Source organism: Methylomonas rhizoryzae (genome assembly GCF_008632455.1).
GTDB classification, from domain to species: domain Bacteria; phylum Pseudomonadota; class Gammaproteobacteria; order Methylococcales; family Methylomonadaceae; genus Methylomonas; species Methylomonas rhizoryzae.
Genome location: NZ_CP043929.1, coordinates 467,055 through 485,153, shown reverse-complemented (window position 1 = coordinate 485,153; position 18,099 = coordinate 467,055). Strand labels below are relative to the sequence as shown.

General features: G+C 53.7%; 18 protein-coding genes. 12 read left to right on the top strand and 6 right to left on the bottom strand.

Annotated elements, in window-relative coordinates:
• Window positions 1-186 precede the first annotated feature (186 nt).
• From bfr to F1E05_RS02210, 3 genes are all read left to right on the top strand, one after another.
• A complete protein-coding gene (gene bfr / locus F1E05_RS02220; RefSeq protein WP_150046368.1) occupies window positions 187-651 on the top strand; it encodes a bacterioferritin in 465 nt (154 codons plus the stop codon).
• An 82-nt stretch (window positions 652-733) separates the two neighbouring features.
• Window positions 734-1,867 (top strand): S1C family serine protease, encoded by a 1,134-nt coding sequence (locus tag F1E05_RS02215; protein ID WP_150046366.1) that lies wholly within the window; start codon window positions 734-736, stop codon window positions 1,865-1,867.
• Window positions 1,868-1,880: 13 nt separating this feature from the next.
• The gene (locus tag F1E05_RS02210) at window positions 1,881-2,837 is read left to right on the top strand and encodes a zinc metalloprotease HtpX (RefSeq protein ID WP_456299305.1); all 957 of its coding nucleotides are present in this window, start codon (window positions 1,881-1,883) and stop codon (window positions 2,835-2,837) included.
• Between the two features lie 8 nt (window positions 2,838-2,845).
• Here the strand turns inward: F1E05_RS02210 and F1E05_RS02205 are convergent, their stop codons facing one another.
• The 3 genes from F1E05_RS02205 to rluD are packed head-to-tail and all read right to left on the bottom strand — an operon-like array spanning window position 2,846 to window position 5,362.
• Entirely contained in the window at window positions 2,846-3,703 is an 858-nt protein-coding gene (locus tag F1E05_RS02205; protein WP_150046364.1) for a ZIP family metal transporter, read from the bottom strand.
• 2 nt (window positions 3,704-3,705) lie between these two features.
• Window positions 3,706-4,431 (bottom strand): peptidoglycan editing factor PgeF, encoded by a 726-nt coding sequence (pgeF, locus tag F1E05_RS02200; RefSeq protein WP_150046362.1) that lies wholly within the window; start codon window positions 4,429-4,431, stop codon window positions 3,706-3,708.
• The gene (gene rluD / locus F1E05_RS02195) at window positions 4,412-5,362 is read right to left on the bottom strand and encodes a 23S rRNA pseudouridine(1911/1915/1917) synthase RluD (protein ID WP_150046360.1); all 951 of its coding nucleotides are present in this window, start codon (window positions 5,360-5,362) and stop codon (window positions 4,412-4,414) included. Before rluD ends, pgeF begins: the two co-directional genes overlap by 20 nt.
• An 87-nt stretch (window positions 5,363-5,449) precedes the next feature.
• Here rluD and F1E05_RS02190 point away from each other — a divergent pair, with 87 nt between their 5' ends.
• From F1E05_RS02190 to F1E05_RS02170, 5 genes are all read left to right on the top strand, one after another.
• Window positions 5,450-6,289, top strand: coding sequence for an outer membrane protein assembly factor BamD (locus F1E05_RS02190; protein ID WP_150046358.1), 840 nt, complete (start codon window positions 5,450-5,452; stop codon window positions 6,287-6,289).
• Between the two features lie 3 nt (window positions 6,290-6,292).
• Entirely contained in the window at window positions 6,293-7,507 is a 1,215-nt protein-coding gene (locus F1E05_RS02185; RefSeq protein WP_150046356.1) for a hypothetical protein, read from the top strand.
• A gap of 75 nt (window positions 7,508-7,582) precedes the next feature.
• Window positions 7,583-8,137, top strand: a complete 555-nt coding sequence (locus tag F1E05_RS02180) for a DUF2058 domain-containing protein (RefSeq protein ID WP_150046354.1) — start codon at window positions 7,583-7,585, stop codon at window positions 8,135-8,137.
• Between the two features lie 66 nt (window positions 8,138-8,203).
• Window positions 8,204-9,184, top strand: a complete 981-nt coding sequence (locus F1E05_RS02175) for a thymidylate synthase (protein ID WP_150046353.1) — start codon at window positions 8,204-8,206, stop codon at window positions 9,182-9,184.
• A gap of 179 nt (window positions 9,185-9,363) precedes the next feature.
• A complete protein-coding gene (locus F1E05_RS02170; protein ID WP_150046351.1) occupies window positions 9,364-10,125 on the top strand; it encodes a DUF5765 domain-containing protein in 762 nt (253 codons plus the stop codon).
• A 70-nt stretch (window positions 10,126-10,195) separates the two neighbouring features.
• Here F1E05_RS02170 and rpsT read toward each other — a convergent pair whose 3' ends face one another.
• Window positions 10,196-10,459 carry a 30S ribosomal protein S20 gene (gene rpsT / locus F1E05_RS02165; RefSeq protein WP_150046349.1) on the bottom strand — a complete coding sequence of 88 codons (264 nt, stop codon included), beginning with the start codon at window positions 10,457-10,459 and terminating at the stop codon, window positions 10,196-10,198.
• Between the two features lie 108 nt (window positions 10,460-10,567).
• Between rpsT and murJ the strand changes: the two genes are divergently transcribed.
• The 4 genes from murJ to F1E05_RS02145 all read left to right on the top strand — a co-directional run bounded on the left by murJ (window position 10,568) and on the right by F1E05_RS02145 (window position 14,634).
• Window positions 10,568-12,112, top strand: a complete 1,545-nt coding sequence (gene murJ / locus F1E05_RS02160; RefSeq protein ID WP_150046348.1) for a murein biosynthesis integral membrane protein MurJ — start codon at window positions 10,568-10,570, stop codon at window positions 12,110-12,112.
• 77 nt (window positions 12,113-12,189) lie between these two features.
• A complete protein-coding gene (proC, locus tag F1E05_RS02155) occupies window positions 12,190-13,017 on the top strand; it encodes a pyrroline-5-carboxylate reductase (RefSeq protein WP_150046346.1) in 828 nt (275 codons plus the stop codon).
• The gene (locus F1E05_RS02150; RefSeq protein WP_150046344.1) at window positions 13,018-13,593 is read left to right on the top strand and encodes a YggT family protein; all 576 of its coding nucleotides are present in this window, start codon (window positions 13,018-13,020) and stop codon (window positions 13,591-13,593) included. It begins immediately after the preceding gene.
• Window positions 13,594-13,602: 9 nt separating this feature from the next.
• Window positions 13,603-14,634, top strand: coding sequence for a DUF4124 domain-containing protein (locus F1E05_RS02145; RefSeq protein ID WP_150046342.1), 1,032 nt, complete (start codon window positions 13,603-13,605; stop codon window positions 14,632-14,634).
• Here the strand turns inward: F1E05_RS02145 and argB are convergent.
• Entirely contained in the window at window positions 14,590-15,483 is an 894-nt protein-coding gene (gene argB, locus F1E05_RS02140; protein ID WP_150046340.1) for an acetylglutamate kinase, read from the bottom strand. The genes F1E05_RS02145 and argB overlap by 45 nt on opposite strands.
• An 11-nt stretch (window positions 15,484-15,494) precedes the next feature.
• A complete protein-coding gene (locus F1E05_RS02135; RefSeq protein ID WP_150046339.1) occupies window positions 15,495-18,095 on the bottom strand; it encodes a phosphomannomutase/phosphoglucomutase in 2,601 nt (866 codons plus the stop codon).
• Between the last annotated feature and the right edge of the window lie 4 nt (window positions 18,096-18,099).

Below are 18,099 nucleotides of genomic sequence, written 5' to 3'. Positions count from 1 at the left end.
TCCACGTGCGGAGCAACCATAAAAACCTGGCAAAGCCGGTATCGCAAGTCCGTGACGTTCAGCGTGTTCTCTACCCTGAGGTCCGCGAGCATTCGGTAGTTAACTGCTTGCGACTGTGATAACGTGTTCACCACTTGCCAGTCCGACTAAACTATTCCTGTCAAACCCGTTTAAGGAGATCCCCCCATGCAAGGCGACAAAAAAGTCATCGAATATCTGAACCAAGTATTGGAAAACGAACTTACCGCAATCAACCAATATTTTTTACATGCCCGCATGTACAAAAACTGGGGCTATCACAAACTCAACGAGAAGGTGTATCACGAATCTATCGACGAGATGAAGCACGCCGATAAAATCATCGAACGTATTTTATTTTTAGAAGGCCTGCCCAACCTGCAAAGCCTGGGTAAATTATTGATCGGCGAAAATCCCAAAGAAATGCTGGAATGCGACTTGAAACTGGAGCATATAGCCCTACCGCTACTGAGGGAAGCCATCGCCTATTGCGAATCGATCAACGATTTCATCACCCGCGAATTGTTCGAGCATATTTTGGAAAGCGAGGAGGAACATGTCGACTGGTTAGAGACCCAATTAGGCCTGATCGAACAAATCGGCATACAAAACTACCTGCAATCCGCCATGTAATCCCAGCGCGCCGGCGGCGGTTTGGTCAATCAGCCGCCGGCCTTTAACCGCTCCCGCTCGTCTTCACTGCTAGAGATTCAGCATGCCAATCCCTCAATCCACCGACCCCACTACGCAAAGAATCGTCACACTCGGACTGGTGCTCGCGGGCTTGATCGTGTTGTGGAAATGGTTACCGGCGCTGGAAGCGGCTTTCACGCCGACGTCGAACCCGGTCCGCACGGTAACGGCCAGAGGCGATTTGGCGGCAGACGAGAAAAGCACCATCGAATTGTTCGAAAAGTCGCGCGATACGGTCGTATTCATTACCACCGCATCGCTGGTTCAAAACATTTGGACCCGCGACGTCTTCAGCGTGCCCAAAGGCTCGGGCTCCGGTTTTATTTGGGACGAAGCGGGCCACGTCGTAACCAATTTTCACGTGATCGCCGGCGCCAACGAAGCCACCGTCAAATTAGCGGACGGCCGCGACTACAAAGCCGCGCTGGTAGGGGCCAGCCAAGTACACGACATCGCTGTCCTTAAAATCGGAGTCGGATTCAAGCGCCCGCCGCCGGTTCCTATCGGCAGCAGCCATGATTTAAAGGTAGGGCAAAAAGTCTTCGCCATCGGCAACCCCTTCGGTTTGGACTGGACGCTGACCACCGGCATCGTTTCGGCCCTGGATAGATCGTTGGGCGGCGGCGAAGGGCCTGCGGTGGAACACTTGATTCAAACCGACGCCGCAATCAATCCGGGCAACTCCGGCGGGCCGCTATTGGATTCCGCCGGCCGCCTGATCGGCATCAACACAGCAATTTATAGCCCGAGCGGTGCCTCCGCAGGCATTGGCTTTGCTGTGCCGGTAAATACCGTCGCCAGAGTCGTACCCGAAATCATCAAAAATGGCCGATACATTCGGCCGACTCTGGGCATAGAAATTAATCAACCATTGAACGAACGTCTGGTTCAAGCGTTGGGGGTAAACGGGGTTGTGATATTACGTGTACAACCCGGATCAGCGGCGGAGAAAGCCGGCCTGCTCGGCGCTAGCGTGAACGATACCGGCATTATCCCCGGCGACATCATTACCGCCATAGACGCCAAACCGGTGAATTCCACCAATGAGCTATTAAGCATTTTGGACGAACGACAAGTCGGCGACACAGTCCACGTGACGGTGTTACGCGACGGTACGGCTACAGAGCTCACCGTCACCTTGCAGCCCGGCAACTAGCCCAGGAGGTAACGTGAGCCGCGAATTTGCCCAGCAACACGCCTGGAGCAACCGGCTACAAACCGTGTTGCTGATGGCCTTGCTGTTGGCCATCAGCGGCCTGACCGGCAGTTTGATCTTAGGCGAACTCGGCTTCTGGACCGCTTTATTCGGTGCCGGTTTCGCCCTGCTGTTCGAGCCGGTTGCGGCGTGGCGGCTAACCTTGCGCTTATATCGCGCCCGGCCGATTTATCCGGATCAAGCCCCGTTGCTATGGCAAATGGTTTACGGCTTGGCCCAACGCGCCGAGCTACCGACGACGCCGGTGCTGTACTACCTACCTAGCGCAGTGATCAATGCATTCGCGGTCGGAAACCGCAAGCATTCCGCCATCGCCCTGACCGACGGCTTATTGAGCCAGCTAACCCAAAGGGAACTCGCCGGCGTATTGGGCCACGAAATCAGCCATATCGCCAACGGAGACTTGAAAGTAATGGGACTGGCCGATTACATCAGCCGCTTGACTAATTTGTTTTCGGGTGTAGGCCAGATTCTAATTATGCTGTCCCTGCCGTTGCTGCTAACAGAAGGCTACAGCGTGAATATCAACCCGCTAGCCATATTACTGTTGGTTTTTTCTCCACATTTGGCTTTATTGACGCAACTAGGCTTATCCCGCGTCCGGGAGTTCGACGCCGACCTGAAGTCGGCCAGCCTCACCGGCGACCCCATGGGGTTGGCCTCTGCGCTGGCAAAGATAGAGCGCGCCCAACGCTCGTGGCTGTCGGTGCTATTGCCCGGTTGGGGAAATCCCGAACCGTCTTGGCTTAGAAGCCACCCGGCCACTGAAGCGCGCATCGAACGACTGACCCGATACGCCCGGGCCCAACACGCCGAGCTCTGGCCGCACGAAACCGGGATTCCGCTAGAACTGCTGGGCCGCCATTGCACAACGCCCCCCCGCTGGCGGATCGGCGGCCTGTGGCACTAAGCGCCAAGCTACTTCTCGATCGCGCCAATCGCCCGGTGATCGGCCGCTTCGTAACGGTGCGCCAAATGTTGCATACTGACGATGAGAGCGACGCCGGCCAAAATAAACCCTATTTGCTGCAAAGAGGTTTTGATATCGGTTTTAACATGCAATGACGGAATCAAGTCGGCGACGGCGATATAAATAAAACTGGATGCCGCCAAAACCAGAAAGTACGGCAATGACGCTTGCATGTCACCTAAACCGAAATACGCCAGAACCCCGCCCGCAACCGTGGTCAAACTAGCCAGCACGTTATATAACAAGGCCTTGCGCCTTTCGTAACCGCTATGCAGCAATATGGCGAAATCGCCGACTTCTTGCGGAATCTCATGGGCAGCCACCGCCAAACTGGTCACCATTCCCAAATGCACGTCGGTCAGGAACGCGGCACCGACCAAAATACCGTCCACGAAGTTATGAATGCCGTCGCCTAAAATAATGAAGGTACCGGCAGCCCGCCGCCCGTGCTGATGGCTGTTCTCAGCGCTATTGTGGCTATGATGCGCATCCTCTCCGTGCATTTCACAGGCGTGCGCATGGCAGTGCCGCCAAACCAGCAACTTTTCTAAAACAAAGAAAACCAAAATGCCGGCCATCAAAGTGGCCGACAAAACCGGAATATCGCTGGCCGCCACATCCTCGAATGCATGCGGGATTAACCCGCAAAAGGCGCCGGCGAGTAACGCGCCGATCGCGAAACTGATCCCGTGCGGCAACGCACTTTCCCGGTAATGTTCCGGCAACAGCAAAAACACCCCGGCTGCCAATACGCTGAGCAATCCGCCAATCGCGGTAAAAATAACGATCAGTAACAAAACATCCAAAATCAATTTCTCCAAATCAGACTAGCCATACGCCCGGTACGCGTACCGTCCCGGCGGTAGGAGAAAAATCGACTGCCGTCCGCCACCGTGCAATCCCCTCCGCCGTATACCGCATCGACACCGAGCGCCCGCAACTGCTGTCTCGCCAAACCGTAGAGGTCTGCCAACCATTTACCCGGTGCTACCGCGCGAAACGCCGCCGAATGCACGGGATCGCTGTCGACAAACGCCGTTCTAACCTCGTCGCCGACTTCGAAATGCGCTGGCCCTATCGCCGGACCCAGCCACACCGAGACGTCCCGGCACTGCATGGCCAGCAAGGTTTGCCCGATCACGCCTGCTTGCAAGCCCCGCCAACCGGCATGAGCGGCGGCAATCACCTCGCCCCGGTCGCCGCAAAACAACACTGGCAGACAATCGGCGGTCAAAACCGCGCAAACCACCCCGGCCCGGTCGGTATAGCTGGCGTCGGCACATTCCAATCCAATGGTTTGATCCGCTTTCACAACCCGAACGCCGTGCACTTGCTGTAACCAAACCGGTTCACCGGGCAAACCAAGCCCCTCTCGGATCAATTCACGATTGCGAGCGACATGTTCGGGATTATCGCCGACATGATCGGCCGGATTCAGACTAGCGTAGCACCCCAGACTTACGCCGCCGTCCCGCAAAGTCGTGGCGGCCTGCACCGTCGACGGTAGCGGCCAGTCAGGTCGGATCCAATTCATTTTCGGTCAATACCTCAAGCAAATACCGCATGTCGTCCGGCATGGCTTGTTCCCATTCCATATATTCGCCGGTTTCCGGATGCTCCAAGCCTAACTTGGCCGCATGCAGCGCTTGCCGCTTGAAATTGCGCAGCGCTTCCGCCAAGGCCGGGCTGCAATCGGCCGGCATTTGAAATCGGCCACCGTATACCGGATCGCCAACCAAAGGGTAATTGATGTGCGCCATATGCACCCGAATTTGGTGGGTACGCCCGGTTTCCAATTTCACCCGAATCAACGTATGACGTTTGAAACGCTGCTCCAATCGGTAATGGGTAATCGCTTCTTTGCCGTCCCGTCGCACCGTGTTGCGCTTACGATCCGTCGGATGCCGGCCTATCGGTTCGTCCACGGTACCGCCCGCGGTCATCCAGCCTTTCACCAATGCCAAATATTCGCGCTCAATCGCCCGCTCCTGCAATTGTTCGACCAGGCTGGTATGCGCAGCCAAGGTTTTGGCGACCATCAACAAGCCGCTGGTCTCTTTATCGATCCGATGCACAATTCCGGCTCGCGGCAAGGTATCCAACGCCGGCTGGTGATGGAGCAATGCATTCACCAAAGTGCCGTGCCAATTGCCGACCGCGGGATGTACGACCAATCCGGCCGGCTTGTTGACGATCAACAACGCATCGTCTTCGTAAACGATGTCCAGCGGAATGTCTTCCGCGTCGTATTCCACAACCTGTTCGGCTTCGGCATCCAGTTCGATTTCCTCACCGCCGTCCAATTTGTGGCGCGCTTGCATTTGCTCGCCGTCCACCAATACCCGGCCGGCCTTGATCCAGGTTTGCAACTTGCTGCGCGAATAATCGGGAAAGATTTCCGCCAAACCTTGGTCCAAGCGCATGCCTGCCAACTCTTCGGGAACTGTTGCTATTAATGTCGTCATAATGGTTTTTTACGTTATACTCGCAGCCTTTGATTCTGTCCGAACCTGCTGCAAAATCTTGCAATATTACAACGTGTTGTATTTTCTATGCGATTACTTTTAGTACAAACCGTCATTCTCGTCAGTTTGAGCTGTTTTCTGTCCGGATGCGAACTCTTTGGCGGCGGCAAACGGGACGGTTCGGAACAACAAGACGAGTACGTGGGCTGGGACGACGCGAAATTTCACCAACAAGCCAAAGCGGCGTTGGAAGAGAAAAACTTCCAGAAAGCCATCAAACTGTACGAAGCCTTAGAGGCCCGTTATCCGTTCGGCGATTACGCCGCTCAGGCGCAATTGAACATCGCCTACGCTTATTATAAAAACGACGAGCCGGAAGCCGCATTGGCGGCCGCGGACCGCTTCATCAAAATCCATCCGCGCAATCCTCACGTCGATTACGCTTATTATCTGAAAGGCTTGATCAATTACAACCGCGACATCGGCTTTATCGACCGATTTATGCCGACCGATTCCACTCAGCGCGACCCGGGCAATGCCAAAGACGCTTTCGACAATTTCCAGGAACTGATACAACGCTTTCCTAACAGCAAATACGTGCCGGACGCCCGCCTAAGGATGGTCGCCTTACGCAACAACATGGCGATGTACGAGCTGCACGTGGCGGATTTTTACATGCGCCGCAAGGCTTACGTCGCCGCAGTGGACCGGGCGAATCACATCATCAAGGAATATCAACGCACCCCGGCGGTTCCGCATGCCTTGGAAATCATGCAGGAAGGCTACCGAAGCTTAGGCCTCAACGATCTGGCCGCCGACGCCGAGCGCATTTATAAACTGAATTATCCCAACGGCGCACCCACAGTCGATTACAAGGAAAGAACCATGATGGAAGAAGCCTGGGATGCCATGGGCATGGATAAATAACGCTTGAAACATCTCATCCTCCTGTCGGCCGCTGTTGGGCTGCTGAATGGAGCGGCTTTGGCGCAAGACCAAGCCGAAACCCTGTTCCAAAACCGTTTTTTCACGCTGTCTAAAGACAACCAGCTGTTATGCGCGACCAGCGAACAGGCCTTTCTGCCGCCTTCGGTTTTACGCGCCGCGCTGCAGTTTTACGAACGCGGCCGTCCGCATCTGCGCGCGCAAGCGGTAGCGGTTCTGACCGACCATAAAAATCCTCAGCATCTGGAGGATTTGGCCGATTACCGCGCCGACTGCCAATCCAACGAATCGCCGGATTTATGTGTCCTGGAAAAATATTGGGGCGATACCGATGCGGCATTACGGGCCTTAGCCTTGTTTTACGATACCAAAACCATCGTGAAACATAGCGAAGACTACCGCTATCAAATCAAACGCTTCAGCGAGGATCATATTCGCGCATTCGAAAAAGCCGTCCGCAAAATTCCGGGATTTTTACGGCAAAGCATCAGCAAAGCCAAACCCATCGACAAACTGGCGCAGGAAATCGCCGATAAACCACGCGCAGTACAAAACTTGATTCGGGAAGCCTATCAGGACGATTACGACACCAGCATCTGGCAGGATTACACTCACCCCTTAACTCTGGTACCCGGCATAGGCTTTCGTTCACAGACCGTAGCCCAAGTATTCAGTGGGCAAAACCTGATCGTTTTCACGGTCTCCGCCTTCGACAAAGGTAAAGAAGGTACGGTATACCGCGACATAAACGCCGAATATCTGGTCGACTTTCGCCTGCCTATCGCGGTACACGAAATCGCCCATACCATAGACAATTTTCATTTCTGGAACGGCACGGACGACTTGTACTTTTTCTACAAGTACCACAAGATGTCCAACGACCAACAAATCATGCAAATCGTTTCCGCAGCTCAATTGGCCCTGTGGCCCTCCAAGTGGTTCGAAGCGTTCGAGTACCTGCACGAAGTCAACGCCGGCCGCTATGACGGAAGCGTTCAGGAAAAGCTGGCGGAATTAGTCGCCCAATACATCCTGATTCCGGAAAGACTAAAAATCAGTGCGCCGCAAGCGTATCAATGGCTGCGCCACGAGGTGTTTCGCGACATCGAATATCAAGGTTACGACAGTTGCCCGCAGCCGGTAATTCGCCCCTTATCGTGGTGGCAACAATACGCCAGTGGTAAAATTTTAGGTCGTTGACAGCCACCCCTACCCCGGACTGATCAGACTACAGGAATCCTTACCCTCCTTGCTTCGCACCGGCAGGCTAGTATCATGAAAAAAACGCAACTCCATTCTTTACAAGAGCAATTACTGAAAGCCGGCTTGGCCAACAGCAATCAAGCCAAACAAGTCAAAGCCGAAAAACGCAAGCAACAGAAACTGCAACGCAACACCGGTGTCGAGTGGGTCGACGAGGTTAAATTAAGCGCGGAGCAGACTCGCCAACAGCAAGCCGAACGCGACCGGGAACTGAACTTACAACGTAAACTGGCGGAAGAGCAAAAAGCCTTGGCTGCGCAAATCAAGCAAATCGTCGATCTGAATCGTATTTCGCAAACGGCCGACGGCCTGAGCTATCAATTCAACCATCAAAACAAAGTCAAAACGGTATTAGTCGACGAAAAACTTAGAAGTGCTCTGGCCAACGGCAGAGCGGGAATTGTCAACGTGGACCAGCGCTACGAGATCGTTCCGGCCGAAATCGCCCGCAAAATTCAGTCGCGCGACGCCGCCTGTGTACTGGTACTAAACGATGCTTCTCAACATGACCATTCGGAAGAAGACCCCTACGCGGCCTACCAAGTCCCCGACGATTTAATGTGGTAATACGCCCGACCGGTTGTTTAGCCACTTTTCCCAATCATTTCGCATCTTTCCTCGCCCCCTGCCAACATGCGCCAATACCTTGACTTGGTTCAACAAATTCTCGATCACGGCACTTGGCAGCAAAATCGCACCGGCATACGCACTTGCAGCCTGCCGGGCGCCATGTTGCGCTTCGATTTGCAACAAGGTTTTCCGGCGATCACCACTAAAAAATTGGCGTTCAAATCGGCAATGGCAGAGATGGTCGGATTTTTGCGTGCATCCCGCAATGCCGCCGATTTTCGGGCCTTGGGCAGCAAAGTATGGGACCAAAACGCTAACGAGAACAGCCAATGGTTGGCCAACCCCTATCGGTTGCAACCGGACGACTTGGGGCCGATTTACGGCGTGCAGTGGCGGCAATGGCCCGCTTATAAGCTTATCAAATCCGCTAGCCCGCAAAGCGACAAGCAGGTCGAATACGCGCAAACTCTCGGCTATCGCATTCTGGGCGAAGTGGAAGATAACGGCGAACCCGGTCTATTACTTTATAAGGCGATCGACCAATTACGCGTTTGCTTGGACACCATCATGAGCGACCCGGGAAATCGGCGCATCCTGTTTCATGGCTGGAACTGGGCCCAGCTGGACGAAATGGCACTGCCGCCGTGCCATTTGCTGTATCAATTTTTGGTCAACACGGTGAAGCAGGAGATTTCGCTGTGCCTTTACGTTCGCTCCAACGACATCGGTCTCGGCGCCCCCTTTAACTTAGCCGAAGGCGCAGCCCTATTGCATTTGGTCGGCCACTTGACCGGCTATACGCCGCGCTGGTTTAACTATTTCATCGGCGACGCCCACATTTACGAAAACCATCTGGACATGCTGCAAACTCAGCTGTCCAGAGCGCCTTTACCGCTACCCCAGCTTGCGCTTACCGCCAGGATACCGGCTTACCGCGAAACACGACGCTACGAACCCGAGTGGCTGGAGCGCATAGAACCGAACGATTTCGTTTTACAAGGCTATACCCACCATTCACCGCTAACCGCCACCATGGCGGTCTAAACCGCATACCGCTGCAACAAATTTCCCTCGCCGCCGGGCAACCATCGTATTGCGTCGCCCGAAATTTCAACGCAAACCGGCTTGATCCCGGCCATTAAAATGCAATATTGCCTATGTAATAATGTTTAGCTGCGGGGTTTACCCGCATCGAAATCATAACAATTACAGAGGGTAATGCAATGTGTTGGAGTGGAGAAGCGTCCGGCGTGCTGGCCGCCGCCGGTCTGACAACTGCCGTCTATGTGGCTTACAAAGGCGAATCCAGGGAATTATGGCTACCGCTGACGTATTTCGCATTGATGGAGTTATTACAGGCCATAACGTATATTTATATCGATGTTTGCGACAATCCCAACAATCAGGTGCTCACGTTATTGGGCTACCTGCATATCGCGTTTCAACCGTTCTTCGTCAATATGGTGGCGATGTATTTCATACCGGAAAGTGTAAAACACAAAATCCGCATCACGGTATACGGCATATGCGCCATTAGCGCCCTGGCAATTATCATCAAGATGTTTCCGTTTGCCTGGGCCGGCGCCTGTGCCGAGGGCGTGGAGGGGTTTTGCGGACCGGAAATATGTTCGGTATCCGGCAACTGGCATATTGCTTGGCAAATGCCGCTGAACGGCTTATTGTCAGAACCGATAGCTTGGCTGTTCGGCTTCGATTGGGGTTTACACGCCTTAGCTTATATCGCTGCCGCGTTTTACCTGCCGATACTTTACGGCTCTTGGCGTTTCGTCGGATTTCATTATTTGCTGGGTCCGCTGATTTCAGATCTGACCACTGACAACCCGAACGAATATTGCGCAGTGTGGTGTCTGTTTTCTATCGCCTTATGCGTCTCGGTCATAAAGTCACCGATACGTAAGCATCTGCATGTCCGGCAATGGGCGTTTTATTATCGCGAAGCCGCCGGAAGCCCGCAACAATCGTGAATTCGGCGCATAAAAAAGGCTGGCGTTTTAAGGCGCCAGCCTCGCAAATTATTCTTTCAAACAATAAGCCTTAAGCCATTGCCCGCAGCCTGCTGTTCAACCGGCTTTTACTGCGAGCCGCTTTATTTTTATGAATCAAGCCTTTGTTCACTGCGGAGTCTATCACCGGCACAGCTGCTTTAAAGGCCGCTTGCGCTTGGTCCTTGTCGCCCGCTCTAACTGCAGCGATTACTTTTTTGATAAAGGTGCGAAGGTTGCTGCGCTGCCCGGCATTGCGAATACGGCTGTTCTCTGCCTGACGCGCTCTTTTTCTAGCTTGTGGTGAATTAGCCATAAGGGATCAGATTATTCGAGTAATTAGAAAACGGCGTATTATCTTTTTGGATGCTATGATTGTCAAATTTTTATCGCCACCGGATAATCGCGACTCAACGGAGCCTGCTTGAGCAAACAACTTTATCGATCGACTGCGACGGTCAGCAGCATGTCCTTGCTGTCGCGGATTTTAGGATTCGTACGCGACATGTTGATTGCTAATATTTTCGGCGTCAGCGCCGCCACCGACGCATTTTTTGCCGCGTTCAAGATACCCAACTTACTGCGCCGTCTTTATACCGAAGGCGCGTATTCCCATGCGCTAATCCCGCTGCTTGCGGAGCAACAGCAAAAGGCCGACTCCCTCTCGCAAAAACGTTTTATCGACAACGCCGCCGGCACGCTAACGGCCTTGTTATTGCTATTGACATTGGTAGGCATGCTCGCCGCCCCGGCCTTGGTAACACTACTGGCCCCGGGCTTTTTAAACGCAGACGGCGAATTCGATTTGGCGGTGCAACTGCTGCGAATTTCGTTTCCTTACTTATTTTTCATCAGCTTGACCGGCTTGGCCGGAGCCTTGTTAAACGCAAAAGGCCGTTTTGCCTTACCCGCGATTACCCCCGTCGTCTTGAATATTTGTTTGATCGCCGCGGCGCTTTGGCTTGCGCCGCTGTGCCGAGAGCCTGTCACTGCACTGGCATGGGGTATTGTGATAGCCGGCGTGTTGCAACTTGCGCTGCAACTGCCTGTCTTGCATGCCTTAAACCTACTGCCGCGCTTACGCTGGGGTGCAAGCGACCCCGCGGTACGCCGCCTGCTGCATTTGATGCTGCCGGCAATTTTCGGCATCTCGGTCACCCAATTGAATCAAATTTTCGGCACCTTAGTCGCTTCATGCTTGGAAACCGGCAGCGTATCTTGGCTATATTATTCCGAACGGCTGGTCGAATTCCCCCAGGGCATTTTAGGCGTTGCCGTCGCAACCGTCATTTTGCCCAGCCTATCGAACAATCATGCCGCGGAAGATCCGGTCGCATTTTCCGCGTCCTTGGATTGGGGCCTAAAAATTGTGTTGTTGGTCGGTGTACCGGCGACATTGGGCTTAGTGCTGTTAGCCGATCCACTGCTATCAACGCTATTCGAATATCGCGAATTCGATCGCCACGACGTGTTGATGGCCAGTGAAAGTTTAATTGCCTTCGCGTTCGGATTGTTGGCATTCACCTTAATCAAGGTTTTCATACCCGGCTTTACTTCCCGTCTGGATACCCGCTCTCCCGTGCGCTTCGGCCTCTATTCGATCATAGGCAACGCGGTGCTATCCGTAATGTTGGCTTGGCCTTTCGCGCACGCCGGCATTGCTTGGGCGGCAACCTTAGCGGCCTATCTCAACGCCGGATTATTGTTTTTTACCCTATACCGGCAAGGCGTCTATCGCCCGCGCCCCGGCTGGCAAAGCTTCGGATTGAGAATAGCGTTTGCCAGCACGGCGATGGCACTGTTTTTGATGTATTTTGTCAAACTGCCCGTCTGGCATGATTGGTCCGCCGCACAACGCGCTTTGCATCTGTCCGGCACCGTCGGCATCGCGATGGGAGTCTACGCTGCCGCGCTATGGCTGGGCGGGATTCGCCCGCAGCATTTGCAGGCCGACGGCGCCGGCCTTTAGATTTAACGGCGCGACGCTATAGTCATGTAAAATGCGTCAACTTTAATTATTAACCAATGGATTCAGAACGATAAGTTATGAAAACTCGAACGATCGGATTTATCGGCGGCGGCAACATGGCTAGTAGTTTGCTGAGCGGTTTGATTGCCAGCGGCCACTCCCCTCAACAGCTTTGGGTGTCCGACCCAGCCCCCCTCCTATTGGAAGAACATCAACAACGCTTGAAAGTGAATGTCTCGGCCGACAACAACGCTATCGTGCAAGCAGCCGACGTCATTGTTCTGGCCGTGAAACCGCAAATATTGCGCGATGTTGCCCTGCAAATTGCTCCCCTGGTCCAACAACGGCATTCGCTGGTGGTTTCGATAGCCGCCGGCATTTCGCAAGCCAGCTTGGCGCATTGGTTGGGACATTCGACCGCCATAGTGCGCTGCATGCCTAACACTCCGGCATTAGTCTTAACCGGTGCCACCGCGCTGCACGCTAACCCGAACGTCAGCGACGAACAAAAAGATCTGGCCGAAAACATCCTGCGCGCGGTCGGCTTAACTTTGTGGGTGGCCGACGAAAGTCAGATGGATGCCGTTACCGCAGTATCGGGTAGCGGCCCGGCTTACTTTTTCTTGTTGATGGAAGCCATGGAAGCCGCAGCAATATCCATGGGATTGGACGAAAAAGCCGCGCGCTTGTTGACTCAGCAAACCGCATTGGGTGCGGCTAAAATAGCCTTGGAATCCAGCGAATCGCCCGCCGAACTGCGGCTAAGAGTGACTTCTCCGGGTGGAACCACACAGCAAGCAATCGAAACGTTTCAGCAAAACGGCTTCGAAGCCTTGGTCGCTAAGGCCTTGCAGGCGGCCCGCGATCGTTCTATAGAAATGTCCAAACAACTGGGAGCCGAATAAATGGGATCCAACTATATGACCGATCCGCTGGTGTTTTTAATCGACACCATCACCTCGCTGTATATCTTGGCGGTAATGTTACGATTTTTGTTTCAATGGACGCGGGCGGATTTTTACAACCCGGTCTCGCAATTCTTGGTCAAAATCACCCACCCGCCGCTTCGCATCATCCGCCGCTTCGTGCCGGCGGTAGGCCGCATCGACACCTCCTGTTTATTGCTGGCCCTGCTGTTGCAACTCTTGGCCAATCTAGCGATTTTGTCCATCAAAGGCGTAGGCATAGGCATAGCCGCCCTGACGGTGCTGTCATTCACGGCCTTGTTGAAAATGTTGCTGGACATTTTCGTGTACGCCATTTTTGCCGGTGCGATACTGAGCTGGTTCGCGCCCATGAGCTACAGCGGCGCAGCGTCTTTGCTGTACAGTTTGACCGAACCGGTATTGTCGATCTGCCGCCGCATGATTCCTGATTTAGGAGGCATCGATTTATCGCCGCTGGTCGCATTAGTGCTGCTGCAGCTTGCCAAAATGATGCTGCTGCCGCCGTTGCAGGAATTGGCCGGCATGTTGAGCTAAATCCCGGCGATGAGTGTACGTTCTGGCAAGCTGGTCTGGTTGCTGCCGCTAGCGGTAGCTTATTGGCTCGTCGCCGCACCCGCCGCGTATGCAAAAAAAATGTATCGCTGGGTCGACGAAAACGGCAACGTGTATTTTTCCGACCAAGTACCGCCCGATCAAGTCAAACATAAACGGGAAACCTTAAACCAGGATGCCCGCATCCTGGATTCCGTAGACAAAGCCAAATCGGCGGAAGAACTTGCCCAGCAACAGCGCTTGCAGAGCTTACGCCGAGAGCAAAACAAACTCATCGAAAAACAGGCGGCTAGCGACAAGGTACTGTTGGCCACTTACCGTACCTTGGACGATATAAACCGCGCTTTCGAAAACAAAATGGCGTTAATGGACGGCAAACAACGCGTATTAGAAGGTAATAAACAGCGACTGGAACAACAACTGCTTCAGCAACAGCAGCAAGCAGCGGAAAACGAACGCAACGGGCGGACGATCCCGGAAAAATTAATCGCCGATATCGCCTCGACCGAACAACAAATCAAGCAAGCCGACCTGGATTTGCAAAGGCATGCCGTAGACAGGCAAGCGGCTGAAAAAGAATTCCGCGCCGACATCGCCCGCTTTGAAATACTCACGCGCTCGGAAAGCGGCGGAGTCAACGACGCTGCAAACGCCGCAGTACACAGCAACGACGAACTCGGGCTTTTCAGCTGCGAGAACACCGAAATATGCGAGAACGCCTGGGCAATCGCCGGTCAGTTTGTCCGCGAATTTGCAACGACCGGTCCCGATGTCGATACCGAGCTATTAATCATGTCGGCTCCCCCTATCAATGACAACGACATTGGCTTGTCCGTATCCCGATTGGGACAAGAACCCGACAAACCGCAAATTTTTCTGGATGTCCGCTGTAAAAACTCCACGGTCGGCAAAGAACTTTGCGCCAGCGATAGGGCGCAAACCATTCGCAAGAACTTCGTGGGCTATATACAACTGCGCTTATCTACGCAGCAACAAGGTGCCGATACCTTGATCGGTAAATAATTCCAACAGTACCGAATGCTCTATGCGTCCATCGATAATGTGCACGCTGTTCACCCCGCCTTTTAACGCATCGGTCGCGCAACGGGTTTTAGGAAGCATCCCGCCGTAAATCGTACCGTCGGCGATTAAATTATCGATGTCGGTTAAACGCAAACCGGTCAGCAACTTGCCGTCTTTATCCAGTATGCCCGGAATGTTAGTCAGCAGCATCAGCTTTTCGGCCCTTAGCACCTCCGCCACCTTTCCTGCGACCAAATCGGCGTTGATGTTATAAGAATGGCCGTCGTTGCCCACGCCAATCGGCGCGATGACGGGAATAAAATCGCTGTTGCCCAGCATTTCCACCACGGCAGGATCGATGCTGCCGACTTCGCCGACATGACCTAAATCGATAATTTCCGGCGCATCGTCCAGCGACGCACCCGCTTTGGTAATATTGATTTTGCGGGCATGGATGAAATTGCCGTCCTTTCCGGTCAAACCGACCGCTTTACCGCCATGCATATTGATCAAATTAACGATTTCCTTGTTAACCAAACCGCCCAAGACCATCTCGACCACATCCATGGTCTCGCTATCGGTAACCCGCATACCGTCGACGAATTCCGAGGTTTTGCCCAAGCGTTTTAGCAACTCGCCGATTTGCGGGCCGCCGCCGTGCACGACAATCGGGTTGATGCCGACCAGCTTCATCAACACGATATCGCGAGCGAAACTGTGTTTTAAGCCTTCGTCTATCATCGCATTACCGCCGTATTTGATGACGACGGTCTTACCTTTAAATTTTTGAATATAAGGCAGAGCCTCGATTAATACGTGAGCGATTTGGTGAGCGGTTTTTTCTTTCATGTGTAACAGCGCTAAAAAGGCAAGCTGATATCGGGTCTGATATTCAGCAATTGTTGTTTAAATAGGGTTTGAATACGCGATAACGCCGCCGCACTATCGGCCTCGAAACGAAGACCCAAGACCGAATCGAGTAATCCCGGACGCAGACACCACCAGCCATCCGCAAACTCCACCCGCACGCCGTCCGCATCGACTAAGCTACCGTCGGCCGTGCCGGTCGAGCGCATCGCGGCCAATAGCGGCTCCAGCGTTCCGGGCGTTACCGAAATCTGCCATTCCGGCGTTGCCACGCCATGCGGTAGTGCGGCGAACAGCTCGGTGCTGACCCGCGAGTCCGAGGAAAGAATCTCCACCAATCGGACAGCGGCGTACAGCGCATCGCTGAAATTCAGCCAGCGATCGTTAAATACGAAATGCCCGGCAAAGTCTCCGGCCAATGCGGCGCCGTGTTGTTTGACCGCGGAGAAAAATCCGGGAATACCCTCGGCGGACAACACCGGCTGTCCGCCCTTGCGCGTGATGTAGTGCGCCAAATGCCTGGAACAAGCCGAATCCAATACCACGGCACTGCCCGGTTTTACTGCCAATACGTCGGCTGCAAATAACATCAACAAAGCATCCGGCCAACGGATTTCCCCGGCGGAATCGACTGCCGCCACCAGAGTGTCCCCATCACCGCCGAAAGCCAATCCAACGTCGGCCTTATTGAGGACAACCGCTTTACTTAAAGCCTCGAAAGCAGCCGGCTCGGCCGGATCGAAAATCCGGCCGTCGCCGAGCTCTATCACATCGCAACCGATGGTGCGCAGCAATAGTGGCGCTATTTGCCCGACTACATCGCTACCGGCATTCAATACGACCGTCATAGGTCGAACGATATGGATGTCTTCGGAGATGATGCCGATGTATTCGTTAATGAATAAACCGTTCTTTTCTACCGACCCGCTAACGCCTCGCGAGATATCGCCCGACCGCATCCTAGCTTGCAAACGCTCCGTTAACTTCTGCGATCCGGGCTCGCCGGACAAGATCATTTTCAAGCCGTTATACGCCGCCGGCAAATTTCCACCGGAAACCATCACCGCACTACGGCCGTCAGTATGGTGGCCGACAAACGCCAATATCGGCGTCGGCACCATGCCGATATCCAATACGTCGCATCCTGCCGACAATAGGCCCTTCGTCAACTCCTCCACCAACGCCTGACTGGTTTCCCGGCTATCGCGCGCCAAAACGATAGTATTAACGTTGTGGGCCTTCGCCTCGCTGGCGAAGGCCTGACCGATTGCAAAGCAAAAATCTGTGGGGAAATGTTGCCCCACCACACGGCCAAATCGGAAATAGTTCGCATATCGGTCGTTACTAGGGGGGATGTTTTCGGTTACCGTCGTTTCCGCCGTCCGAGGGGTAACGGATTTCGCCAATTGCTCGAATTGGTCGGGGGGCAAAAACGATTCGACCACATCCATTCCTTGACCGCCGATAGCTCGCGCCTCTTTTGCCTGCGCGACGGGCAGCGGAATCGTTAAATCCGGCATGCTGATCGGCACGGAAGTTAATACTTCCGGAGTTTGCAACGGTTGCGGCTTTTCACCGATAGGCTCCAAAAAATCCATATCGAAGGACTCGTCGAAAAAATCCTCGTCTTCGACCAATACGGGGCTTTTGCCGGCAACCGCCTGTTCTTGATCCAAAACCCGCTTGAATTGAGCGATAGCCGTGATGATGGGCTGCATTTCCGGCAATTGCATCGGGTAATTGCCGGCGATCTTGCCTTGCATCATGTCTTTTGCCGCTTTAAGAATACTACTTTGGTCCTGACGCAGACTATCCGAAAGCTTTCTATAGCCCATAAAAAACCCCAAGCAAGCAAGCAATGCCGGCAGGCAAATAATCGCGAACGATAACCCCGTGTCGGCTATATCGGATTTTACCTGTACCTGCACGTCTATCGTCCAACGGCTGTTGGGAATCGAAATCGATTGTGGCTCTATGTCCTGTTCGTCATCCGCTAAATCACCCACCGAAGCAAGCGTCAGCTGTTCTTGCCTCAACGTTAATTTGCCGCCGGTATAGGGGATTTTTGCCAAAAAATTTTGCGGGATATTGGCATTCAAACTCGCCAATACGACTCCGACTACCTTATCGCCGTCGCGAACCGCACTGGTAAAAGCCAAATGGCGCTGCCCGGCCTCTCCTTGGATCACCGGCTTTTGCTTAGCGACTAAGCTTGCTCTAACCATATCCAAGTCGCCAAAACTCATAGGCGGATTATGCGCTTGATCTAATGTGTTGACATTCGGCAACAGTAATCGCAAGCGCAAGTTAAAAGGGATGGCGGTTTGCAAATCGTTCGCCGTTTGCTCCAATTGTTGCGGAGATTGGCCGGCAAACGCCTGCAGGACTTGAGGCAGCTGCGCCACTCCGTCCACGCTTTGCTGCAACGCCTCCAACTGTTGCGAAAGTGCGCCGGCCAAACTGGCTGCGACCGTCATCGCGGCCGCCTCTTTCGCCGTATCGACTTTAAGAGAGGAAAACCAATGCGAAACCCCGCCCGCCAATACCACCATTAGCGCAGCCAGTGAAGCAATTACGGTAAAAACCCGGCCCATATGT